Genomic DNA, 23,158 nt, shown 5'->3' on the forward strand with positions numbered 1-23,158 from the left:
CAACCGCTCGTGCCGAGCCTTCGTTTCAATTACCATGGCCACTTTTTGCCTGGGCCGAAAAATGGAACCTGTCGATCTCCTCGAGCGCTGCTACCCAGGGCGTCGTGCCGAGTCCAAGCGACACATCCTCCGATGTGCCCTGGCGCTGTTCAACCAACAGGGCATAGAAGCGACCACCATCGATATCATCCGTGCCGAAAGCCAGATGAGCGTGGGGGCCATTTATCACCATTTCGAAAACAAGGAAGGCTTGGTCGCGGCGTTGTACATGACCGCCCTGGACGATCAGGCGCGGCTCAGGGACAGCTACCTTGGCGCTGTCACGTCGACCCAGGAGTGGGTGCATGCCCTGGTGTTCAGCTACGTCGATTGGGTAGTCAGCCAACCCGATTGGGCGCGGTTCCAGTACCAGGCGCGCTTTGCGGTCGCGCGCAGCAGCTTCAACGAACGGCTCGCCGAGGCGAATCTGGCCAGGAACGCCGAGCTCAAAAAATGGTTCAGCGACCCGGCCCACCAGCAGGATTTGCAGGACCTGCCTTTCGAGCTGATCCCGTCACTGATCATCGGTTCGGCGGAGAGCTACTGCCGCGCCTGGCTCTCGGCCCGCGTCAAACGCAGCCCTGAAGACTACCGGCAGCAGTTGGCCGAGGCCGCCTGGCGCGCCGTTGGCGCTGGCGGCTGAGCAGCTCGCTCCCGTTTCTCCCGGTTAATGGCGCTCCCAGTCAACTCTGGCCGTTGCGCTCAAGCATCACCCACCACCGGGACTTAAAGTCGAAGTGCCAGGGGACATTCCCCCGCTCACAATTCCAAGAATAGAGCCACTTCAATGAGCCTGACCAAATCCCTGCCAGCGTGCCTGGCACTCAGCTTCGCGTCATTTGCCGCCCATGCCGCCGATGGCCCTCCACCACCTTCCGTAAGCCAACCCAGCGGTATCAACCTGGGCGGCACCAGCTTCTACGACGGGTTTGCGGGGCCACCCGGGCTGACTCACCAGACCTACCTGAAGTTCAGCACCGCCAGTAGCATCAGGACCAACGGCGGCAAGAAAAACGGCGCCTTCGATGACCCGAAGATCAACGTCATCACGATGATCAATCAGTTGAGCTACTACTCACCCGACACCTTCGCGGGAGGGGCACACCTGGGTTGGAGCCTGTTGGTACCCGTCGTTTCCCTGGATGGCGACTTCGGCGACAACGGGGCCAAGCTCAAGGACAACGCTACCGGTCTGGGCGATGTCACGGTCGGGCCACAGATCCAGTTCGATCCGATCGTCGACGCCAGCGGCCGGCCGGTTTTCGTGCAGCGCATGGCCTTCGACACCCTCCTGCCAACAGGCAAGTACGACAAAGACAAAGACCTGAACCCTGGCTCCAACCACTTCTCCCTGAACCCCTACTGGGCAGCGACCTGGATGCCGGCACCCCGTTGGGAAGTGAGTTGGAGGCTGAACTATCTGTACAACTTCAAGAACGACGATCCGGCGAGCAGTTCGCAGCAGTTCTTTGAAGGGCAAACGGTGCACGACACCCAGTCAGGACAGTCGGCATGGGCCAACTTCACCGCCTCGTACGAAGTGTTTCCGAAGGTCTCGGTCGGCATCAACGGTTACTACTTCCGGCAGATTTCGGATGACAAGGTCAACGGCAACACCCTGACCGACTCCCGGGAAAAGGTGCTGGGCTTTGGCCCGGGCCTGTTCTGGAAAATCACCGAAGACAAAGCCTTCTGGCTCAACACCTATAAAGAAACCGGCGTCGAGAATCGCTCCCGAGCGGATTACCAGGTGCAGGTTCGCTACGTTCACAAGTTCTGATTGACGTGTAGGCCGGCTCACGTATGAGCAGGCTCTTTACCTGAGGTGATGCTTCATGAACGCACTCGACTCCATCGATAGCAAAAAATCACTGGGCGCCATCTGCCTGATGATGGTCATTTCCCTGGGGACGCTACAGATCCAGCCGATCCTGGGCGGTGCCCTGATCGACCAGCTCGGCCTGCCGCTCAATGCAATCGGCGCTATCTTCGCCGCGGAACTCATGGCGATGGCCATCGCTTGCGGAGCCTGCGCCCTGTTCATGGCGAGCGTCGACCGGCGCCGCTTCGCCCTGGTGGCCTTGTTGATCCTGGCATTAGGTAACCTGGCCAGCACACAACTGCACAGCCAGACCGGACTGGTCATTTCCAGGATGATCTGCGGCGCCAGCGGCGGCGCGGTCATGGCGGTGGTCTATGCCACCGCAGCGCTGCGCACCTCCAAGGATGCGACCTTCGCGGTCATCAATATCGGCAACCTGCTGTGGGGCATGCTGCTGGTGACCTCCATGCCGCGGGTCCTCCAAACATTTGGCGTGAATGGCGCGTTTTCCCTGTTGGCGATCACCAGCGTGCTCGCAGCGCTGGGTTGCTGGAGAGTGCCCAAGCACTACCCGCAAGCACATCACGCGGCCAATGGCTCGATCCAGCCATTCGGTCTCACCGCCATGCTGTTGATCCTGCTGTTTGCCCTGCTGTTCTTCGGCCACTCGGCACTGTGGGTGTACCAGGAACGCATCGGCAAGAGCATCGGCCTGGAGCCCCAGCAGATTGGCGGCATCCTCGGCGGCAGCATCCTTGCCGGTGCCCTTGGCGCCGGGCTGGCCGGGCTGATCGGACGACGCCTGGGCCTGCTGTTTCCGCAACTGTTGAGCTTCGGCACGGCATTGCTGGCGACCTTGATCATGGTCTATGGCACCAGCCCCGTTGCCTTTATCACCACGGCCTGCCTGATCCATATGGTCTGGTTTTTCAGCCTGCCCTACCTGCTTTCCATGGCGGCGGAACTGGACCCTTCCGGCCGATTGGCAGGCCTGGGTAACGCTGCGATTTTCATCGGCCAGGGACTCGGCCCGTTTGGCGCCGCACTGGTCGTGGGCGAGGGACACTTCCGCGCGGTCGGATGGCTGGCCGCCTCAGCCTATCTGCTAGCCTTGGTGATCTCGTGCCTGGTAGTTGCACGCTTTCGCTGCAGCGTGAAGCCTTCCGGACCGGCGATGTCCCCGCAATCGGCCTGAACCTGAACGACACCGCACATTGACGAGATTGCCTGATGAGTATTCCATTCCCTCAAACCCCTGAATTTTCCGGTGCTCTCTACACGCCCAGTCGCGTGGAAGCAGAGGTGTTCGATCTTGAGATCGAAGGCATCCTGCCTGCTTCGATCTGTGGGACGTTTTATCAGGTGGCGCCAGACCCGCAGTACCCCCCCATGCTGGGTAACGACATTTTTTTCAACGGCGACGGCATGGTTAGCCGCTTCAACTTTGCCAATGGCAAAGTCTCGATGCGACGCCGCTACGTGAAGACCGATCGCCTGTTGGCCCAGCGCCGTGAAGGTCGTTCGCTCAACGGCATCTATCGAAACGTCTACACCAATGACCCCCTCGCGGCAAAAAACAACACCACCGCCAACACCACCGTTATCCCTCACAACGGCGTCCTGTTGGCACTCAAGGAAGATGCCCTGCCTTGGGCGATGGATCTCGAAACCCTGGAGACCCTCGGCGAATGGACCTTTGATGGGCAGATCAAAGCCGCGACGTTCACCGCCCACCCCAAGCTCGATCCGGTGACAGGCAACCTGCTGGCCTGCAGTTATGAGGCCAAAGGCGACGGTACGCCCGACCTGGCCTACTTCGAGATCTCGCCGGATGGAAAGCTGCTGCACGAGATCTGGTTCCAGGCCCCTTATGCGGCGATGGTGCATGATTTCGCGGTGACCGAACGGTACGTGGTGTTCCCATTGATTCCGTTGACGGTTGACGTCGAGCGCATGAAAAACGGCGGGCCGCATTTCCAGTGGCAACCCGACCTGCCTCAGCTGTTCGCCATCGTGCCGCGCAACGGGCGCGGGCAAGATGTGCGTTGGTTCAAGGGGCCCAAGGACGGTTTCCAGGGGCATACGCTCAATGCGTTCGATGAAGGCGGCAAGGTGTATGTGGACATGCCGGTCACCGGCGGGAATATTTTCTACTTCTTCCCCCAGGCCGACGGCTACGTACCACCGCCTGAAACCCTGGCCGCCAGCCTGATGCGCTGGACCTTCGACCTGAATGGCACGCAGGAGGACGTTCAACCGCAGCCACTGACGGAATATCCCTGCGAGTTTCCACGGTGTGATGATCGCTACATCGGTCGAAAATACCGGCATGGGTTCCTGCTCGCCTTTGATCCTGAGCGGCCTTACAACCCGGCGAATGGGCCGATGCCCTTCCAGTTTTTCAACCTGCTGGCGCACCTGGACCTGCAGACAGGCCGCACCGACGCCTGGTTTCCCGGCGACAGCGGATGCTTCCAGGAACCCATCTTCATACCGCGCTCGGCGGATGCAGAAGAAGCCGATGGCTACGTGGTTGCCATGCTCAACCTCATTGCCGAAGGGCGCAGTGAACTGGTGGTGCTGGACACCCGTGACATGGCCAGCGGTCCCATTGCCCGGATCAGGATTCCCTTCCGGATGCGCATGTCGCTGCATGGCTGCTGGGCACCAAGCGATTGATTGGCATCGGGCCCTGATGCCCGTCAATTAAGCACAATCCCTGTGGGAGCGAGCTTGCTCGCGATGGCGGCGGTTCAGTTACATGAGTATTGAACTTGGCTGGCCTCATCGCGAGCAAGCTCGCTCCCACACGTTCAGAGCCTTTGCGCACCTCTCGCGGCCCCTGCCATCTGCGGTGGCTGCCTGCCTCCCCTCCCTCTGCTCCCCAGGTCCGCCAAAGGTACAGCCTCGCCAAAAAATACATAAATTCCATATTTTAGGATTTTTGCATAAATCCTACTTTACAGGATTTTATAGCAAGACTAGATTAACCCTCATTGCCCCCTCCCTTTCTCCAGGAGCCCCCATGAAACTCGCAAGCTTTATTGTCCAAGGCCGTCGCAGCTACGGTGTGATCGAAGGTGATCAAGTCATCGACCTGGAATCGCTCAAGCCAACCCTTGGCAGCGATCTCAAACAGGCCATCGGCCACAACCGCCTGAACGAACTGAGCCCTGCGCGCCTGGCAGGCCTGCCGCGTATCCCCTTGGCTGAAGTGACGTTCCTGCCCGTGATCCCTAACCCGGGCAAAGTGCTGTGCATCGGCATCAACTACGCCACCCACGTGCGCGAAACCGGTCGGGAAATGCCGACCTATCCGATGATCTTTACCCGCTTCGCCGACAGCCAGACCGCCCACCTGCAACCCATCGTTCGCCCGACCGCGTCCCACAAGATTGATTTCGAGGGCGAGCTGGCGGTGGTGATCGGTAAAGCGGCCCGCCACGTCAAACCTGCCGACGCGCTGGACTACGTCGCCGGTTATGCCTGCTACAACGACGGCAGTGTCCGCGACTGGCAGAAGCACACCATTCAGTTCGTCCCCGGCAAGAACTTCCCGAACACCGGCGGTTTCGGCCCCTGGCTGGTGACCGGCGACGAGATCGGCGACCCGCAGGACCTGGAATTGACCACCCGCCTGAATGGCGAAGTGATGCAGCACACCCGCACCAGCGACATGATTTTCGATGTGCGCCAGCTGATCGAGTACTGCTCCACCTTCACCGAACTGGCCCCCGGTGACGTGATTGTCACCGGCACCACCGGCGGCGTCGGAGCGTTCCGCGAGCCGCCGGTGTGGATGAAGCCAGGCGATCAGGTGGAGGTCGAGATTGCTCGAATCGGCACCCTGCGCAACAGCATCGTGGATGAGCAGTAAACATGGAAAACCTACACACCCCTGACGCCCTGCCCGAGCAGGATGGCGACAGCAAAGGTTCGAGCCTGGAGCGCATGTTGCGGGTACTCGACCTGTTCACCGAACAGAGCCCGATCTGGGCGGTGGACGACATGGGCGGCGCCCTGGGTTTTACCCGTTCGACGATCTACCGCTACGTGCGCGAATTGGCCGAAGCCAACCTGTTGTTCCAGGTCGAAGCCGGGCGTTATGCCCTGGGCGCACGAATCATTACCTGGGACCGCCAACTGCGCCTGAGCGACCCCCTCGTACGCGCCGCGCAATCGCTTGAGCCCAGCTTCCCGCAGTGGAGCGAACAACAGGTGTGGCTGATCTGCCGGCTGTTCAAGGACCAGGTTGTGTGCATTCACCAGCACGGGGACCTGTTTAGTGAGGTCAGCTACTCCCGTGGTTCACCCAGGCCCTTGTTCCTGGGAGCGACGTCCAAGGCGATCCTCGCCAACATGACCTCGCGCCAACACAGCCAACTGTTTCTCGACCACCCTGATGAAGTGCGCGCCAGTCAACTTGGCCAGACCTGGGAAGCGTTTCGTCGCTCGTTGCAGCAACTGCGTCGCCAAGGCTATGTGGCCAGCGCAGGTGAAGTCGACGCGGGCGTCTATGGCCTGGCCGCGCCGATCTTCGACGGTGATGGCAAGGTCGTCGGCAGCATCAGTTGCGTGCGCCCGGTACGAGAACGCGACAGCGCCCAGGAAGAGGCACAAGGGCAACAAATCCTTGCCCTGGCGCAGGAACTGTCGCAACGCATGGCTGCGCTCGCCAACCGCGCCAAGCCACTGGGCTGAGCCATCCGGAAGGGAATAACAATGACAACCCTCAAACGCATCAACACCCAGGTCCTGGTCATCGGTGCCGGCCCTACCGGGCTGACCCTGGCCAACCTGCTCGGCCAAGCCGATGTGGACACCCTGATCATCGATCGCAAGCCGGGCACCGTGACCGAGCCGCGGGCGGTTTCAATCGACGACGAGTCCTTGCGCACCATGCAGGCCATCGGCCTCGATGCCGCTGTGCTGCGTGATGTCGTGCCCGGCTACGGCGTGCATTACTTCACCCGGCCCGGCGGTCGCTGCTTCGGCAAGGTCGAGCCGACCGGCAAGCTGTATGGCTTCCCCAAGCGCAACGCGTTTCGCCAACCGCTGTTTGAAAACACCCTCAGGCGAGGCCTCGAACGTTTTGCCAGCCTGACGGCTCGGTTCAGCCACGAGCTGGTGGAGTTCACCCAGGACCAACACGGCGTATGCGCGCTGGTGCGTGACGCCGAAGGGCAACTGATGGAAGTCCACGCAGCTTACCTGGTGGCCTGCGACGGTGGCCGTAGCCCGGTGCGCAAGCAACTCGGGATCGAGATGGTCGGTTCGAGCTTCTCCTCGCGCTGGCTGGTGGTCGATACCGACCAGGACGACGACCCCTTCTGGCAGACCCGCGTGTATTGCGACGCCAGGCGTCCGGTGGTGGAAGTGCCCGGCCCTCACCGTACGCGCCGATTCGAGTTCCTGCTCAAGCCCGGAGAAACGGACGAACAGGTGCTCGACGAAACCTGCCTGCAAGCATTGCTGCGCCCCTTCAAGGGTGACGCGCCGGTTTCCATCGTGCGCAAGACGGTCTACACCTTCCATGCCCGGGTCGCCGAGCGGTGGCAGGTACAGCGGGTGTTTCTCGCCGGCGACGCCGCTCACCTGACCCCGCCCTATGCCGGGCAAGGCATGAACAGCGGCGTTCGCGATGCCCACAACCTGGGCTGGAAGCTGGTCGGCGTGCTGAAGGGGAAAATGGCGGAAAGCGCCCTGCTGTCCTACGAAAGCGAGCGTCGTGATCATGCATGGGCATTGATCAAGTTGGCCTTGAACCTCGGCGTGGTCATGGCTCCGGCCACCGTCCTGCGTGCTCGTCTGATCAGTGGCGCATTCGCCTTGGTCGGCCTGTTGCCGCCGTTGCGCGATTACTTCCTGCAAATGCGCTTCAAGCCCAAACCCCGCTTCACCCGGGGCCTGGTGCTGACCGAAGGGCAAGCAGGCACGTTGTCCTGCGGACAGATGTTCCCGCAACCGATGCTCACCGACGCCCACGGCCAAGAACGCCTGCTCGATGACACCATCGGCGCCGGCTTCGCCTTGATTCAATACGGCGACCCGACCCGCCAGCGTATCGATGAACTCAAGCATGGCCTCTGGAGCCACCTTGAAGCCAGACGCATCCTGATCCTGCCCGCGTCCGTCCAGGCCATGCCGTCGATCCCCGGCTGCACGGTGCTCCAGGACCGTGAAGGCCAGCTCAAAACCCTGCTGGGCGATTCACACCCGTTCCTGCTGCTGCGCCCGGATCGCTATATCGCCGCGATTTTCGACAAGGCTACCGAAACCCGGGCCGCCGAATCGTTGCAGTCGCTGTTCGGCATCGCCGCGGCCCACAGCAGCGCAATCGAGCCGAGCATCGCGCCCGTCTTTCATTAAACCTTCAAGCACAGAGGTGGTTATGCAAACACTCCAGACTTCCACACCTGCACGCCTGTGCTACCTGCACCTGGCGAGCAAGGACGCGCAACGGCAAATCGATTTCTATCGACGGATGCTGGACATGGACAGCCAGGCGCAAGCCGATGGCAGCTGGATGCTCAGCGGCCCGCAACGCGCCATGCTCGTATCTCCCGCCGACCACAGTGGCCTGCTCGCGGCGGCGTTCGACCTGGGCAGTCAGCCTTGCCTGCAAGCACTGCGGGTTCGCCTGCTCGGCAACGGCTGTTTCATCGAAGAGCTCGACTCGCCATTGCTCGAAACGGGGGCTTTCCTGATCCGTGATCCCCAGGGCCGGCAAACGATATTTGGCGTCGCTCACCCCGCTCTCCAGACCTCGGGCCAGGGCATGCCCGGTCGCTTGCAACACGTGGTGTTCCAGACCACGGAGCTGGAAGCCATGATCGATTTCTACGTCAACACGGTGGGCTTCACGGTTTCGGACAACGTCGTGGATGAGCAGACCGGCCAACTCATGACGTGCTTCCTGCGCTCGGACGACGAGCACCACACCTTGGCGTTTTTCCGCGGTTCGAAAAACGAGTGGGACCACCACTGTTACGAAACCAACGAATGGAATGACATACGCGACTGGGGTGATCGCTTCGCCAAGGAACGCATCACCATTTTCTTCGGGCCCGGCCGACATGGGCCGGGCAACAACCTGTTTTTCATGGTGGTCGATGCCGATCGCAATCGCCTGGAGTTCTCGGCTGAGCTGGAAGTCACCGATGCCAGCCGCCAGCCCGGTGTCTGGGCACAAGAGGAATACACACTCAATTCCTGGGGCCGCGCCTGGATCAGGAGCTGAGCAGTTTCCCTCATCGGCGTTTGCACCCTTAATTTCTAAACGAGGCGATCACCTGCCTCCAAAGGTAAAAGACCATGACGACTCAACCGCTCGCGCCCTACGCCATCAACGGCGACCAATACATCAACGGCACCTGGCGTGCAGGGCGCTCCGCACGCCGCCTGGACGACCGCAACCCCTTCAACGGCGAACAGTTGCTGGAGATGCCCCTGGCCTCGATTGCCGATCTCGACGACGCCTATCAGGCGGCGCAAAAGGCGCAGGCACCGTGGGCACAACTGCACCCCACCCAGCGCGGCGCACAACTTGAAAAGCTCGCCCAGGTCATCCAGAACCGCCGCGAAGAAATCATCGACTGGCTCATCCACGAATCCGGCAGCACCCGGATCAAGGCGAGCATGGAATGGCAGTTCACGCTGAACCTGGTGCGCGAATGCACGACGATGCCGATGCAGGTCGAAGGTCGGATCCTGACCAGCTACAAGCCCGGCGAACAGAGCTTTGTCTTCCGTGAACCCTTGGGTGTGGTGGGTGTGATCAGTCCATGGAATTTCCCGCTGTACCTGAGCATGCGCTCGGTGGTGCCGGCACTCGCCCTGGGCAACACGATCGTGCTCAAGCCCGCCAGCGACACAGCGGTGACCGGCGGCCTGCTGATTGCCCACCTGTTCGAAGAGGCCGGCTTCCCCGAGGGCTCGCTCAACGTGGTGGTCGGCGCGGGCTCGGAAATCGGCGATGCCTTTGTCGAGCACCCGGTGCCGAGCCTGATTTCCTTCACCGGTTCGACGGATGTGGGACGCAATGTCGGCCGTATTGCCACCGGTGGCAAACACATCAAGCGCGTGGCCCTGGAACTGGGCGGCAACGCGCCGCTGGTGGTGCTGGATGACGCCGACATTGACGTTGCGGCGCACGCTGCGGTGGTCGGGCGTTTCCTGCACCAGGGCCAGATCTGCATGAGCGTCAACCGAGTGATTGTCGACCGCTCGCTGTATGCCGATTTCGCGTCGCTGGTGGTGGAGCGCGTGCGCAACCTCAAGACGGGTGATCCGACCAAGGCAGACACGGTGATCGGGCCAGTGGTCAATCAGAGCCAGCTCGATGGCCTGTTGCGCAAGCTCGACGGCGCCCGGAGTGCCGGCCTCAAGCAACTGTGCGGCGGCCCGGCATCCGGGCTGGTGCTGCCTGCCCATGTGTTCGGTGAAGTGGGAGCCGATCAGGAACTGGCCCGCGATGAAACGTTCGGCCCCCTGCTGCCGCTGCTGGTCGCAGAAAACCAAACCCATGCATTGGCGTTGGCGAACGCCAGCGAGTATGGCCTGTCCAGCGCCGTGTTCACCCGGGACATGGCCCGTGGCTTGAACTTCGCCCGTGGCATTGTGGCGGGCATGACCCATATCAACGACATCACCGTCGATGACCAACCCAATGCCCCGTTCGGTGGTGAAAAGAATTCCGGCCTCGGGCGCTTCAACGGTCACTATGCCCTGGATGAGTTTACCCGTGCCCATTGGGTGACCTGGCAGCCGGGAGGCCATCACTACCCGTTCTGAATCTGTGGCACCCTTGATCAGACCCGGATCGGGCAAATCGACCCCTTTGCCCGATCCGTCAGAAAACAATAATAAACAGAGGCGAAAAATGAACCATTTAGCCTGCGTGTCCACTGATCAGGTTGTTCGCTCCGACCGCCTGATGAAATGGAAAGAGTTCATGAGCGATCACCTGGGGCGTACGCCGGACTATATAAAACGGCTGGAATCGACGTTCATCGACCCATTGCATGACAGCAACTTCCAGGGCCGGCTGGAGTACGGGGACCTGGGCCAGTTGCGTTTCTGTCGAATGACCGCCAGCGCCCATCGATATTCGCGCCACCTGAGCAAAGCGGTCGACGCCCTCGACACCCCGCGCATGTTGATCATGCAGGTGGCCGGCGTCAGTCATTTCGAGCAGGGCCAGCAAAGCAGCGTGCTGGCCCCTGACGAAATGCTCCTGGTCGACTGCGGCAAACCGTTCAACGTAACCAGCACGCAAGGCTGCGAACATTTCATCCTCCTGTTCCAGGGGGCGTCCGGACAGTTCGCGCAAACCACCGACATGCACCTCAATGGTCGCAATGGACTGGGGCGGATGCTCATGCACCTGATCAGCGATGCCTATAACCAATATCCCTTGCTGAACAACCATTCGGCCGGGCTGATCGGTGACAGCATCACCGGGCTGCTGGATAACGCGCTGAAGAACAAGCAGGAAGAAAAGCAGCTCGAACACGACTTCCGCTTCTTCAAGCAGAACCGCCTCAAGGCGTACATCGAGCGCCACCTGGCCGACCGCGACCTGACCATCGAACGCATCGCCAACGCCGAACAGTGCTCGGTGCGCAGCCTGCACCGCGCCTTCCAGGATGAACTGGGGTGCAGTGTCAGCGAATACATCTGGCAGCGGCGCCTGTCACGTTGTGCCGAGGACCTGCGCAACCGGGAACACGCCCACCGCTCGCTCACCGAGATCGCCTACGCCTGGGGCTATGGCAGCAGTTCCCACTTCAGCCGGCATTTCAAATCGACGTTCGGCATGTCGCCCCGGCTGTTCCGCGACACCGCGAGTGACAGCCGGGAAAAATCGACGGCCGCTTGAGCCTGTTTCCAATTCATATGGGTTCACGATATCCCCTCTGCCACAGGGCGGCTCGGGGGGCATGGATTCGGTGTTCACCACAAATCTCCTGTGGGAGCTGAGCTTGCTCGCGATGGCGGTGGGTCAGTTGGCAGGGATGGTGAATGTGCTGACGCTATCGCGAGCAAGCTCGGCTCCCACAAGGGGGCTTGGCTCTCACAGGACACTCCTCTCACAGGTACTCCTCCCACAGCGCTTCTTAATTCCAGCCGCCACCCATCACCTTGTACAACGTCACGCGGTTGCTCTGCTCGGTCAGGCGCAGGGTGATCAGGTCCTGTTGCGCGCTGTACAGGGAACGCTGGGCGTCGAGGGCTTCGAGATAGCTCTGGGAACCGCCACGGTACAAAGCGTCGGAGAGCTCGAAGCTCTTGCGGCTGGCGTCGGTCAACGCCTGTTGGGCCTCGATACGACGATCCAGCGTGCTGCGCTCCGCCAGGGCATCGGCCACTTCCTTGAAGGCGCTCTGCAGTGTTTGCTGGTAGGTCTGCACCTGGATCTCGCGCTCGGTCTTCGCCGAGTCTAGCGTCGCGCGGTTACTGCCGGCATCGAAGATCGGCAGGCTGATGCTCGGGGCAAACGTCCAGGCGCCACTGCCGGACTTGAACAGGCCGGACAGGGCCGAGCTTGAGGAACCGGCATTGGCCGTCAGGCTGATGCTGGGAAAAAATGCCGCACGGGCGGCACCGATGTCGATATTGGCCGACTTGAGCGTGTGCTCGGCGGCCAGCACATCGGGGCGTCGTTGCAACAGGCTGGACGGCAGCTCTGCCGGCACCTGCACCAGCGCCGCGGCCGATTCCAGGTACGCACCCGGCAACAACTCTTCGGGAATGTCGCTGCCCACCAGCAGCCGCAGGGCGTTGCGATCCTGCAGGATCTGGCTTTCATACGCCGCTGCGTCGACCCGTGCCGACTCCACGGTGGTTTGCGCCTGGGCCACGGACAGACCGGAGGAGCCGCCCAGGGCGTGACTGCGTTGGGTCAGCTCGTAGGTCGCCTGCTGGCTGCGCAAGGTCTCCTGGGCCAGGTGCAAGCGCTCGTTATCGGCCGCCAGAGTCAGCCAGGCCGTGGCCACTTCGGCCACCAGGCTGATCTGCGTGCTGCGTCGGGTTTCGGTCAGGGACAGATAGTCCTCCAGGGCTTCGTCCTGAAGGTTCTGCACCCGTCCGAACAGATCCACTTCATAACTGCTCAAACCCAGTTGCGCACTGTAGTCGTGGGTGGTGGCCGCCGATCCCGTGCTGGACAACGTACCGGGCGTGCGACTGTGAGTGCCACTGACACTGGCATCGATCGAAGGCAATGACTCGGCGCGCTGGATGCGGTATTGCGCCTGGGCCTTTTCAACGTTCAGGACCGCCAGGCGCAGGTCGCGGTTGTTGCTCAGTGCCAGGGACTGCAAGCGCGCCAGTCGGCTGTCGGTGAAAAAGTGCTGCCACTCGATGTCGGCACTCACCTTGCCCTCGAGCGTACCGGCAGCCGGCAGCCATTGCTCGGGGACTGGCGCCTCAGGGCGTTCATACTGCGGCGCCAGATTCAGACAGCCACCGAGCAGTGTGAAGATGGCCAGCAATGGCCAGCGGAACTTGATCATGCGTCACCTGACTGGGCGGATGGAACAGAGGTCGAAGCCATGGAAACGCGGGCGAAACGCCGGCGAATCTGCACGAAAAACAAAGGAACGAAGAAGATCCCCAACACCGTGGCGGACAACATACCGCCCAGCACACCGGTACCAATGGCCTGACGTCCGGCGGAACCGGCGCCGCTACTCAGGGCCAGGGGCAATACGCCGAACATGAAGGCCAGGGACGTCATGAGAATCGGCCGCAGGCGTTGGCGCACGGCGATCAGCGTCGCCTCGCGCAAGCTGTTGCCCTGCTCTTGCAGGTGCTTGGCGAACTCGACGATCAGAATCGCGTTCTTGGCGGCCAACCCAACGGTGGTCAATAACCCGACCTGAAAGTAGACATCGTTACTCAAGCCACTGACACGGGTAGCCAGCACCGCGCCCACCACCCCCAGCGGCACCACCAGCATCACCGAGAAAGGCACCGACCAACTCTCATAGAGCGCAGCGAGGCAGAGGAAAACGAACAGCACCGAAATCCCGTACAGCAACGGCGCCTGCGAACCGGAAAGGCGCAACTGATAGGACTGCCCGGTCCACTCGTAGCCGATGCCCTCCGGCAATTGCTTGATCAGCGCTTCCACCGCATCCATGGCGTCCCCGGAACTGATGCCGGGTGCCGGATCGCCAACCACCTCCATCGAGGCGTTGCCGTTGTAGCGTTCCAGCAACGGCGAGCCGTAGCTCCACGAACTGCTGGCGAACGAGGAAAACGGCACCATCTCATCGTTGCTGTTGCGCACGAACCAGTGCTCCAGGTCAGCCGCCTGCATCCGCGCCGCGGCCTCACCCTGGACGTAGACTTTCTTCACGCGCCCCTGGTTGAGGAAGTCATTGACGTAAGTGCCGCCCAACGCCGTGGACAGCGTGGTGTTGATGTCGCTGGTGCTCAGGCCCAAGGCCCCGGCCTTGCGATCATCGATGTTGACCTTGAGCTGCGGTGCATCGTCCAGGCCATTGCTGCGAACCCCGAGCAAGCGAGGATCCTGGTTGGCCTGCCCGATGAGTTTTTCCCGCGCCGCCACCAACGCGTCATGTCCCAGGCCGGCGAGGTCCTTGAGTTGCAGGTCGAAGCCGGACGTCTGCCCCAGGCCGCGCACGGCCGGCGGTTGCATGACGAACACATTGGCATCGCCGATGCTCGACAGTGCCATGGTCGCGCGCTGGGCGAAGGACGCCGCATCCTGCCCCGCCCCCGTGCGTTCGCTCCAGTCCTTGAGCCGAATGAATGCACGGGCGCTGTTCTGGCTGTTGCCGTTCATGCCCAGGCCGGAAATGCTGATCAGTGCTTCGACTTCCGGCTGTTCGAGCAGGTAGCTTTCGAACTGCTTGACCACCGCTTGCGTGCGGCTGTCCGTGGCCCCGACTGGCAACTGCACCTGGGCCATGAGAATGCCCTGGTCTTCGTCAGGCAGGAACGAAGTCGGCAGGCTGAAATAACCGGCGGCCATCACCAGTAGTACCAGCCCATACACCAGCCAGCCGACGCGCCCGCGCTGCAAAATGCCCCCCACCTGGCGTTTATAGGCTTCGGCAGCACGCTCGAACGTGCGGTTGAACCAGCCGAAGAATCCGCGTTGAGGACCATGGCCCTGACTATCGGACGGCTTGAGCAGGGTCGCGCACAATGCCGGCGTCAGCGTCATGGCGACGAGTACCGAGAGCACCATGGCCGAGACGATGGTGACCGAAAACTGACGGTAGATAACGCCTGTGGAGCCGCCAAAAAACGCCATGGGAATGAACACCGCACTGAGCACCAGGGCGATGCCGACCAGGGCGCTGGTGATTTCATCCATCGACTGGCGCGTGGCGTCCAGGGCCGACAACCCCTGCTCGCCCATCACCCGCTCGACGTTTTCCACCACCACAATCGCGTCGTCCACCAACAGGCCGATGGCCAGGACCATGGCGAACATGGTCAGGGTGTTGATCGAATAACCGAACAGCGCCAGCACGCCGAATGTACCCAGCAGCACCACCGGCACCGTGATCGCGGGGATCAACGTGGCTCGCAGGTTCTGCAGGAAAAGGAACATGATCAGCACCACCAGGACAATCGCCTCGCCCAGTGACTTGACCACCTCTTCGATGGACAGGCTGACAAAAGGCGTGGTGTCGTAGGCAATCACGTTCTTGAGTTGCAGCTCCGTCGGATAGAACGCCTCCAGCTCCTGGAGCTTGGCCTTCACCGCCTCGCCCACGTTCAGGGCGTTGGCCCCGGCGGCGAGCTGGACGCCCATGGCGGCAGCGGGTTTGCCGTTGAGGGCAGAACTGACATCGTAGCTTTCACTGCCCAATTCAACCCGCGCCACATCCCCGAGCAGCACCACCGCACCGTCGCTGGTGGACTTGACCACCACGTTGCGAAACTCTTCGACGGTTTGCAGCTTGCTACGGGCGCTGATGGTGGCGTTCAACTGCTGACCTTTCACCGCTGGCATGGCGCCGAGTTGACCGGCAGAAACCTCGGTGTTCTGCGCCTCCAGGGCCGTGCTGACATCCGAAGGCATCAGCGCGTATTTTTCCAGCAGGGCCGGGTCCAGCCAGATGCGCATGGCATAGCCGGAACCCAATGTCTGCACGTCGCCGACGCCGTCGATGCGGCTGATGGAATCGAGCAGCGTGCTGGAAATGTAATCGCCGATCTGCGTGCCGGTGACGCTCGGATTGTCGGAGGCCAGGGCGGCAATCATCAGGAAGTCCGAACCGCCCTTGGTCACGGTCAGGCCCTCGCTCTGCACCGACTGCGGCAGCCTCGACTCGGCCTGTTGCAGCTTGTTCTGCACCTGCATCTGGGCCACGTCCGGGTTGGTACCGGCGGTGAAGGTCAGGCTGATGCTGGCGCTGCCATCCGAGCTGCTGGAGGCCGACATGTAGGTCAGGTTGTCCAGGCCCTTCATTTGCTGTTCGATGACCTGGGTCACCGAGTCTTCGACGGTCTTGGCCGAGGCGCCGGTGTAGGTCGCGGAAATGCGCACCGTCGGCGGCGCGATGTCCGGGTACTGTTCCAAGGGCAACTGACTGATGGACAAGGCGCCAGCGAGCATGATGACGATGGCGATGACCCAGGCGAAAATCGGTCGATCGATAAAGAAGCGCGCCATGTTCAACCCTCCTGCGCAATGGCAACAGGCGTTGCTTTCTGCGTACGGCTGCGAGTGCCGGCGTTCTGTACCACGACGCTTTCACCGACGCGGACTTTCTGCCCGCCCTCGACAATCACCTGGTCTCCCGCGTTCAACCCCGCCGTGACCCACCACTGGTTATCCACGGCGCGGTCGATGGTCAGCATGCGCTGCTCGACCTTGCCATTGACCACCACCAGGGCCGAAGTCGCACCGCTGGCACTGCGGGTCACCGCCTTCTGTGGGATCAGGATGGCCTGGTCATCCCGCGCCTGCTCCAGCACCGCCCGCACGTACATGCCCGGCAGCAACAGTCGGTCCGGGTTGGCGATTTGCGCCCGCAGGGTCACCGTGCCAGTGCCCTCATTGACGCTGACCCCACTGAACTTCAAACGGCCTTCATGGCCGTAGGTGCTGCCGTCATCGAGCTTGAGACTGATCCGCGCCTCACCTTCGCCATTGCTCTGGAGCACACCGCTGGCCAGGTCGCGCTTGAGACGCAACAGCTCGGTGGTCGACTGGGTGACGTCTACATACATCGGGTCCAACTGCTGCACCGTGGTCAGTGCGCTGTCCTGGTTGGCCACCACCAGCGCGCCAGGCGTGACCGTCGAGGTTTCGATGCGCCCACTGACGGGGGAACCGATGCGGGTATACGCCAGGTTGATGCGTGCGGTGTCGACATCGGCCTGGGCCGCTTGCAATTCGGCTTCGGCAGTCAGCAGGCTGGCCTGGGCATCTTCGTTGTCCTGCTGACTGATGGCATCGATCTTCGCCAACTGTGCGTCACGCTTGGCCGTGGCCTGGGCCGACTTCAACGTGGCGCGGGCCTTGGCCAGGTTCGCCTGGGCTTGCGCCAATGCGGCCTTGTAGGACGCTGCGTCCAATTGGTACAGCGCCTGCCCGGCCTTGACCTCGGTCCCTTCGACAAACAGGCGCTGCTGGACGATACCGCCGACCTGCGGGCGTATCTCGGCGACCATGAACGCCTGGGTGCGTCCGGCCAGCTCAGTGGTCAGTGCCTGGCTTTGCGGCTGCACGGTGATCACCGACACCTTGGGCGGTTCGGGCGTGGGTACCGATTCGCCGGAGCAACCGCCCAACAGGAACAAAACGATCAAGCACACCAGGATGGCGGTGGTCACCAGGGATTTGGCGAATAATTTGGTCGACATAAATGCCTCTGTAAGACGGATGGTTCAAGCCAGGCGCCATACTGCGAGGCAAATGTGCAGGAAAATTGAAGATTGCCCGCTGCCCTTGAATCTTCATCGCGCCAGGGCCTAAATGGTCGGGCCATTCATCGAACTGCCCGAGCCCATGAAACTGAGCATCTCCACCAAGCTGTTTATTGCCGTACTGGCCAGCGTGCTGTTCGTCATCCTGAGCATGGGAGTGGCCAACGGCTGGAGCTTCGGCAAAGGCTTTCTGGACTACCTCAACGAACAGGCCCTGGTGCGCATGACGCCGGTACTGCCGCGCCTGGCCAGCGCCTACGAGCGCGAAGGCGACTGGGAATTCCTGCGCAACCAGCCGGATCGCTGGTTCGAGCTCCTGCGTCCGGAACCGGGCGAAAACACCACCCACCCAGAGCGCCCACCCATGTCGATGTCCGACCTGACCGGCGCGGTGTTTCGCATCGCTCTGCTGGATCAGCAGAAACAGTTGGTCATGGGCTACTCGGCGATTGCCGACGACGCCCTGATGCGCCCGATCGAGGTCGCCGGCAAAACCGTCGGCTGGCTGGCGGTGACGCCGTTCCAGAACGTGACCGAGGCTGGCGGTGAACGCTTTCGTCAGTATCTGGTGCGCACCAGCCTGGCCGTGGGCGTGCTCTCGTTGCTGTTGGCGATGCTGATTGCCTGGTGGATCGCCCGTACCCTGCTTGACCCGGTCAAGCGAGTGGCCGCCGCCACGCACCGGTTGGCCGCCGGGGAGTACAGCAACCGCGTATCGGTGGCCTCCAATGACGAAGTCGGTCAGTTGGCCCGAGACTTCAACCAGCTGGCGCATACGCTGGAACGCAACGAAAAAATGCGCAGGGAATTCATGGCCGATGTGTCCCACGAACTGCGCACCCCGTTGTCGGTATTGCGCGGTGAGCTGGAAGCCATCGAAGACGGCGTGCGCACCCTCGACCCGTCCTCGATGAAATCGCTGCAAGGCGAAGTCAGCATGCTCAGCAAGCTGGTGGATGATCTCTACGAACTGTCCCTGGCCGATGTCGGCGCGCTGACCTACCGCAAGAGCGAATGCGATCTCAACGAACTGCTGGACAGTTGCGTGACGATGTTCCTGGAGCGTTGCAATGCCCGGCATCTGCGTTTGAAGCTGGAGCTGCCGACAACGCCGCTACGGTTGGAGGCCGACCCCAAACGCTTGCAGCAACTGTTCAGCAACCTGTTGGAAAATGCCGTGCGTTATACCGACGAGGGTGGCGTGCTGCGCATAAGTGCCGCCAACGAGGACGATGTCGTGCGCATCGATTTTCTCGACTCCGGCCCCGGGGTCGATGCGGATCAATTGCCGCGACTGTTCGAGCGTTTTTACCGCGGCGAAACCTCACGCAATCGCGCCAGTGGTGGCGCCGGTCTGGGACTGGCCATCTGTCACAGCATCGCCCTGGCCCATGGCGGCAGCCTCAGCGCCGATCACTCGCCTTTGGGCGGCCTTTGGCTGACCCTGCGCCTGCCTCGGAACGCCTGAACCATGAGCAACGACAACCCGATCCTGATCGTCGAAGACGAACCCAAGCTGGCGGCGTTGATGCGCGACTACCTGATCGCCGCTGGCTACGCGACCCAATGCCTGGACAACGGCCTTCAAGTGGTACCGACGGTGCGGGCCAGCGAGCCGCGGTTGATCCTGCTCGACCTGATGCTGCCGGGACGCGACGGCCTGCAAGTGTGCCAGGAGCTGCGCAGCTTCAGCGCCGTGCCGATCATCATGATCACCGCCCGCGTGGAGGAAGTGGATCGCCTGCTCGGGCTGGACCTGGGGGCTGACGACTACATCTGCAAACCCTTCAGTCCCCGCGAGGTGGTCGCCCGGGTGAAAGCGATCCTGCGGCGCAGCCCGAATTTCCTGACCTCTGCGACGCCGCGCCTGCACATTGACGAAGAACAGTACCAAGCGTCCCTCGACGGCATCGCACTGGACCTTACCCCTCTGGAACTGCGTCTGCTCAGTACCCTCGCCCGCTCCCCGGGGCGGGTGTTTTCCCGGGATCAATTGCTCGACCGGATCTATTCCGATCATCGGGTGGTCACTGATCGCACCATCGATAGCCATATCCGTAATCTGCGGCGCAAGCTCGAACAGGCTTGCCCAGGAGAGCAGCCGATCGAGTCGTTGTATGGCGTGGGTTATCGGTTTCAGCTCGGCGAATCCTGAAGCGTCGCGTTGAAATCGAGCTTATTGTTCTGCCGAATAGATAACGGTTTGCGCCCTGTCACCCCCAGCAGGCCGACGAGTGAAGTAGGTGTCGCCTTCGTCGGTCTGGATCTCGTAGTCGGCCTTGCTGGCGACCCGACTCGATGCATCGCTGTGCTTGATGATTTTCAGCACCCGCTGGAACTTCACGCCTTGCGTGCCGTTCTGGGCGGGGCCGGTGAGCACATTGACCTTCTGAAACCAGCCTTCCTGCTTTTTGTTCGACACCAGGGTGCCGCTCAGCGCTTCAAAACGTTCGAGACGGGTAAACCCCCAGAGTGTCGGCTCCTCGACCACTTTGCCCGGGGTGGCGGAACCCGTGAAGACAAACAGGTTAAGGCTCGGATTGTCTTCGCAGAAGAAGTCATAAGGCACCAGACCGTCGACCATTCTCTTGCCGGGAACGAAACCCTTCTTATGAACCAGAAACATGAGCACCTCCACGCTGAAGCATCAGCAAACGCTGCGTAAGTTTGAGCGCAAAGTCTACTGAGGCGGGGCGTACAGGGCCGTCAAGCCAATGTAATATCGTGTAAAGATCACGCCCTGCGAGGCAAGCTGATTTCCACCGTCAACCCACCGGACGGCTCGTTGCGCGCCAGGATAGAGCCACCGTGTATCTCCACGGCCCTTGAGGCAATGGCCAGGCCCAGGCCGAAGCCGGCACTGACTTCGTTCAAGCCACGTTCGAACGGGTTGAAGATGCTCTGTAGTCGCGAATGTTCAACACCCGTGCCCTGATCGCTGATCTGTACCACCAGGCCATCTGCGGCGCCATTGTCCTCGGCGACGACCATCACCGTGGTGTTTGGGCGGGTATGACGCACCGCGTTTCGAATAACGTTCTCGAAACACCGATACAACAGCTCACCGCTGACCCGACTGACAAACGCCGGGCACGCCTGCAAGGTGACCTGACAGCCTTTCATTTGCGCTTCGAATCGAGCGTCCTCGACGATCACCGACAGCAACTCGACGACATCGATTGGCTCGCGCTCGATACTCTCCGGTCGCCCCTGCAGGCGTGCCAGGGTCAACAACGCCTCGATCAGCGTGTCCATGCGCACCGACTCACGGTCGATGCGTTCCACCATTTCCAGGCGAGCCGGATCTTGCTGCAACAACCCGATGGCCGCTTGCATGCGGGTCAGTGGTGAGCGCAATTCGTGGGAAATGTCGTGCAACAAGTGTTGCTGGGCGTCTACCAACAGTTTCAACTGGTTGGCCATTCGGTCGCAGTCTTCGGCCAGATCGACGATCTCATCACGTCGCGCGCCCATGATCGGCTTGACCCGGGTCTCGAAGCGCCCCTGGGCCACGTCACTCATGGCGCGTCGAAGATAGGCCAGCGGCCATGCCAGGTAGAACGCCATGTAACCGCTGAACAGCGCACTCATGACCGTGCCGATGATCAACGGCGTCCAGTGGCTCGGCCCCCTGTCGCCTTCTTTGCCCAGGGGATGGGTTGACTTGAGCGACAGCACGATGCCGTCCTTGCTGATGACCGATCGCTCATAGGCCGGTTGCGGCACTGGCATGCCGGCCAACAGCTGACCCGCGCCGTCATAGACACCAACGGCCTGGTCATCCGGGTGTTCCCACACCGCCAGCAGTTGCCGGCCCGACTCGATGCCAAACTGTCGCAATAGCTGCTCTTCAGTGGCCAGGACCGTTTCCAGATGAGGATCACCCGGCCTGGAACTGCCCATGACCAGGAAGCCCAGCCCGACCAGAAACGTCAAGCTGGTGGCGAGCCAGAACGCCAGGAACAGTTTCCAGAACAGCCGGCTGGGCTTCATCATTCGGCGATCAACAGGTAACCGAGGCCCCGCACGCTCTGGATCCAGGCCTTGGCATCGGGGCGCGGTCCCAGCTTGTGGCGAATGCTGCTGATGTGCACATCGATGCGCCGGTCATAGCGAGTCAAGGGACAACCCAGGGCATTGAGCGACAAGTTCTGTTTGCTCACCACTTGCCCGGCACAGCGGGCCAGTTCCTCGAGCAAACTGAACTCGGTGCTGGTCACCCCCAGCTCGCGCCCCTGCCAGAGCGCCTGGCGCTTGCCGGGCCACAGGACCAGCGGCCCGGTCCTGATCACTTCGCTGGATGGCCGATCCGCTGGCTGCACCCGGCGCATGATCGCCCGCAAACGCGCCACCAGCTCCCCCGGCGAACTGGGCTTGGGCACATAGTCATCGGCGCCCAGCTCCAGGCCGGTGATCTTGTCGATGTTGTCGCCACGAGCTGTCAGCAACACCACCGGCACCTGGCTCACGGCCCGAATGCGCCTGAGCACCTCGATACCCGACAACCGTGGCAGCATCACGTCCAGCACCACGATGCTATAGCGACCGGACAGCGCTTGTACCTCGCCCTCCTCCCCTGTGTGCACGGCAGTCGCCTCAAAGCCTTCGCGCTCCAGGTATTGGCTGAGCATTCCCGTCAGTTCCTGGTCATCGTCGACTAGCAATACAGAGATCATGGGACGCTCTTGAGTAGGTGTCGGCCCATTATCGCCCGTGTGCCGCGTACCGTCATCGCCACGGGCCAACCTTTACCTAACTTGACATTGGGTTAACCGCACCAAACGCAGCGAACTTTTATGCTTGCTCGCCACCAGCCCGCTCGCTCCCGCGGTGACTCGTCTTGCGGTGAGATATCCGCGTCCACCTACACCACCTGTCGATGTGTTCTGGATAAGATCTTGATGAATTTTTCGCGCCTGCTCTGCTCGGCTGCACTGCTGCTCAATGTCACACTTGCCCACGCCCAAGGTTTCAAGATTTCCGATATTCGCATCAACGGCCTCCAGCGCATCTCCGCGGGTAGCGTCTTTGGTGCCTTGCCATTGAACGTCGGCGATAACGCGGATGAGCGGCGCCTGGTGGAGTCCACGCGTGCGCTGTTCAAGACCGGCTTTTTCCAGGACATCCAACTGGGACACGACGGTGATGTCCTGGTCATCACCGTCGTCGAGCGTCCCTCCATCGCCAGTATCGAGATCGAAGGCAACAAGGCGATCTCCACTGAAGACCTGATGAAGGGCCTCAAGCAGTCCGGCCTGGCCGAAGGCGAGATCTTCCAGCGCGCCACCCTCGAAGGTGTGCGTAACGAGCTGCAGCGCCAGTACGTTGCCCAGGGCCGCTACTCGGCCACCGTCGACACCGAAGTGGTGCCGCAGCCGC

The 23,158-nt window shown here is 61.7% G+C and carries 19 protein-coding genes; 13 read left to right on the top strand and 6 right to left on the bottom strand.

Annotated elements, in window-relative coordinates; all coding sequences use genetic code 11:
• Positions 1-61: 61 nt before the first annotated feature.
• From IB266_RS25775 to IB266_RS25820, 10 genes are all read left to right on the top strand, one after another.
• Positions 62-682: a TetR/AcrR family transcriptional regulator gene (locus tag IB266_RS25775; protein WP_192263251.1), complete on the top strand. Its 621-nt coding sequence runs from the start codon at positions 62-64 to the stop codon at positions 680-682.
• A 144-nt stretch (positions 683-826) separates the two neighbouring features.
• Complete coding sequence (locus IB266_RS25780; protein WP_192263253.1) at positions 827-1,819, top strand: transporter; 993 nt, start codon at positions 827-829, stop codon at positions 1,817-1,819.
• 55 nt (positions 1,820-1,874) lie between these two features.
• On the top strand, positions 1,875-3,056 hold the full coding sequence (locus IB266_RS25785; protein ID WP_192263255.1) for an MFS transporter: 1,182 nt from the start codon (positions 1,875-1,877) through the stop codon (positions 3,054-3,056).
• A 35-nt stretch (positions 3,057-3,091) separates the two neighbouring features.
• Complete coding sequence (locus IB266_RS25790) at positions 3,092-4,540, top strand: carotenoid oxygenase family protein (protein ID WP_192263257.1); 1,449 nt, start codon at positions 3,092-3,094, stop codon at positions 4,538-4,540.
• A gap of 346 nt (positions 4,541-4,886) precedes the next feature.
• Entirely contained in the window at positions 4,887-5,738 is an 852-nt protein-coding gene (locus IB266_RS25795; RefSeq protein ID WP_192263259.1) for a fumarylacetoacetate hydrolase family protein, read from the top strand.
• Between the two features lie 2 nt (positions 5,739-5,740).
• Entirely contained in the window at positions 5,741-6,562 is an 822-nt protein-coding gene (locus IB266_RS25800; RefSeq protein ID WP_103310864.1) for an IclR family transcriptional regulator, read from the top strand.
• A gap of 21 nt (positions 6,563-6,583) precedes the next feature.
• Entirely contained in the window at positions 6,584-8,230 is a 1,647-nt protein-coding gene (locus IB266_RS25805) for a bifunctional 3-(3-hydroxy-phenyl)propionate/3-hydroxycinnamic acid hydroxylase (protein WP_103310862.1), read from the top strand.
• Between the two features lie 22 nt (positions 8,231-8,252).
• Positions 8,253-9,101: a VOC family protein gene (locus tag IB266_RS25810; RefSeq protein WP_192263261.1), complete on the top strand. Its 849-nt coding sequence runs from the start codon at positions 8,253-8,255 to the stop codon at positions 9,099-9,101.
• A 74-nt stretch (positions 9,102-9,175) separates the two neighbouring features.
• Complete coding sequence (locus IB266_RS25815; RefSeq protein WP_192263263.1) at positions 9,176-10,654, top strand: aldehyde dehydrogenase family protein; 1,479 nt, start codon at positions 9,176-9,178, stop codon at positions 10,652-10,654.
• Between the two features lie 88 nt (positions 10,655-10,742).
• Entirely contained in the window at positions 10,743-11,741 is a 999-nt protein-coding gene (locus tag IB266_RS25820) for a helix-turn-helix domain-containing protein (protein ID WP_192263265.1), read from the top strand.
• A gap of 238 nt (positions 11,742-11,979) precedes the next feature.
• Here IB266_RS25820 and IB266_RS25825 read toward each other — a convergent pair whose 3' ends face one another.
• From IB266_RS25825 to IB266_RS25835, 3 genes are read right to left on the bottom strand one after another with little or no spacing between them, the layout of a single operon-like run.
• The gene (locus tag IB266_RS25825) at positions 11,980-13,377 is read right to left on the bottom strand and encodes an efflux transporter outer membrane subunit (protein WP_192263267.1); all 1,398 of its coding nucleotides are present in this window, start codon (positions 13,375-13,377) and stop codon (positions 11,980-11,982) included.
• Entirely contained in the window at positions 13,374-16,520 is a 3,147-nt protein-coding gene (locus IB266_RS25830; RefSeq protein WP_192263269.1) for an efflux RND transporter permease subunit, read from the bottom strand. The genes IB266_RS25825 and IB266_RS25830 overlap by 4 nt, the downstream gene beginning before the upstream one ends.
• Before the next feature lie 2 nt (positions 16,521-16,522).
• The gene (locus tag IB266_RS25835) at positions 16,523-17,716 is read right to left on the bottom strand and encodes an efflux RND transporter periplasmic adaptor subunit (protein WP_192263271.1); all 1,194 of its coding nucleotides are present in this window, start codon (positions 17,714-17,716) and stop codon (positions 16,523-16,525) included.
• Positions 17,717-17,828: 112 nt separating this feature from the next.
• On the opposite strand from IB266_RS25835, the gene baeS reads away from it, so the two are divergent.
• Both baeS and IB266_RS25845 read left to right on the top strand, forming a co-directional pair.
• Positions 17,829-19,247, top strand: coding sequence for a sensor histidine kinase efflux regulator BaeS (baeS, locus tag IB266_RS25840; protein ID WP_192263273.1), 1,419 nt, complete (start codon positions 17,829-17,831; stop codon positions 19,245-19,247).
• A 3-nt stretch (positions 19,248-19,250) separates the two neighbouring features.
• Positions 19,251-19,934 carry a response regulator gene (locus IB266_RS25845; RefSeq protein ID WP_103311321.1) on the top strand — a complete coding sequence of 228 codons (684 nt, stop codon included), beginning with the start codon at positions 19,251-19,253 and terminating at the stop codon, positions 19,932-19,934.
• A 21-nt stretch (positions 19,935-19,955) separates the two neighbouring features.
• On the opposite strand, the gene IB266_RS25850 is transcribed toward IB266_RS25845, so the two are convergent.
• The 3 genes from IB266_RS25850 to IB266_RS25860 all read right to left on the bottom strand — a co-directional run bounded on the left by IB266_RS25850 (position 19,956) and on the right by IB266_RS25860 (position 22,455).
• A complete protein-coding gene (locus IB266_RS25850) occupies positions 19,956-20,405 on the bottom strand; it encodes a hypothetical protein (protein WP_060738149.1) in 450 nt (149 codons plus the stop codon).
• Between the two features lie 107 nt (positions 20,406-20,512).
• Positions 20,513-21,775, bottom strand: coding sequence for an ATP-binding protein (locus tag IB266_RS25855; RefSeq protein ID WP_192263275.1), 1,263 nt, complete (start codon positions 21,773-21,775; stop codon positions 20,513-20,515).
• Positions 21,772-22,455 carry a response regulator transcription factor gene (locus tag IB266_RS25860; protein ID WP_060738151.1) on the bottom strand — a complete coding sequence of 228 codons (684 nt, stop codon included), beginning with the start codon at positions 22,453-22,455 and terminating at the stop codon, positions 21,772-21,774. The genes IB266_RS25855 and IB266_RS25860 overlap by 4 nt, the downstream gene beginning before the upstream one ends.
• A gap of 225 nt (positions 22,456-22,680) precedes the next feature.
• On the opposite strand from IB266_RS25860, the gene IB266_RS25865 reads away from it, so the two are divergent.
• Positions 22,681-23,158 (top strand): POTRA domain-containing protein (locus IB266_RS25865; protein WP_318646605.1); only part of this gene is annotated, 478 nt, incomplete at its 3' end.

This window comes from Pseudomonas sp. Pdm06 (assembly GCF_014851795.1).
Classification (GTDB): Bacteria; Pseudomonadota; Gammaproteobacteria; order Pseudomonadales; family Pseudomonadaceae; genus Aquipseudomonas; species Aquipseudomonas fluorescens_AA.

Coding starts and splice junctions, on each gene's coding strand:
- IB266_RS25800 (WP_103310864.1), top strand. CDS start 5,741: ATGGAAAACCTACACACCCCTGACGCCCTGCCCGAGCAGGATGGCGAC.
- IB266_RS25825 (WP_192263267.1), bottom strand. CDS start 13,377: ATGATCAAGTTCCGCTGGCCATTGCTGGCCATCTTCACACTGCTCGGT.
- IB266_RS25820 (WP_192263265.1), top strand. CDS start 10,743: ATGAACCATTTAGCCTGCGTGTCCACTGATCAGGTTGTTCGCTCCGAC.
- IB266_RS25795 (WP_192263259.1), top strand. CDS start 4,887: ATGAAACTCGCAAGCTTTATTGTCCAAGGCCGTCGCAGCTACGGTGTG.
- IB266_RS25850 (WP_060738149.1), bottom strand. CDS start 20,405: ATGTTTCTGGTTCATAAGAAGGGTTTCGTTCCCGGCAAGAGAATGGTC.
- IB266_RS25860 (WP_060738151.1), bottom strand. CDS start 22,455: ATGATCTCTGTATTGCTAGTCGACGATGACCAGGAACTGACGGGAATG.
- IB266_RS25835 (WP_192263271.1), bottom strand. CDS start 17,716: ATGTCGACCAAATTATTCGCCAAATCCCTGGTGACCACCGCCATCCTG.
- IB266_RS25805 (WP_103310862.1), top strand. CDS start 6,584: ATGACAACCCTCAAACGCATCAACACCCAGGTCCTGGTCATCGGTGCC.
- IB266_RS25790 (WP_192263257.1), top strand. CDS start 3,092: ATGAGTATTCCATTCCCTCAAACCCCTGAATTTTCCGGTGCTCTCTAC.
- IB266_RS25845 (WP_103311321.1), top strand. CDS start 19,251: ATGAGCAACGACAACCCGATCCTGATCGTCGAAGACGAACCCAAGCTG.
- IB266_RS25855 (WP_192263275.1), bottom strand. CDS start 21,775: ATGATGAAGCCCAGCCGGCTGTTCTGGAAACTGTTCCTGGCGTTCTGG.
- IB266_RS25810 (WP_192263261.1), top strand. CDS start 8,253: ATGCAAACACTCCAGACTTCCACACCTGCACGCCTGTGCTACCTGCAC.
- IB266_RS25775 (WP_192263251.1), top strand. CDS start 62: ATGGAACCTGTCGATCTCCTCGAGCGCTGCTACCCAGGGCGTCGTGCC.
- baeS (WP_192263273.1), top strand. CDS start 17,829: ATGGTCGGGCCATTCATCGAACTGCCCGAGCCCATGAAACTGAGCATC.
- IB266_RS25830 (WP_192263269.1), bottom strand. CDS start 16,520: ATGGCGCGCTTCTTTATCGATCGACCGATTTTCGCCTGGGTCATCGCC.
- IB266_RS25815 (WP_192263263.1), top strand. CDS start 9,176: ATGACGACTCAACCGCTCGCGCCCTACGCCATCAACGGCGACCAATAC.
- IB266_RS25780 (WP_192263253.1), top strand. CDS start 827: ATGAGCCTGACCAAATCCCTGCCAGCGTGCCTGGCACTCAGCTTCGCG.
- IB266_RS25785 (WP_192263255.1), top strand. CDS start 1,875: ATGAACGCACTCGACTCCATCGATAGCAAAAAATCACTGGGCGCCATC.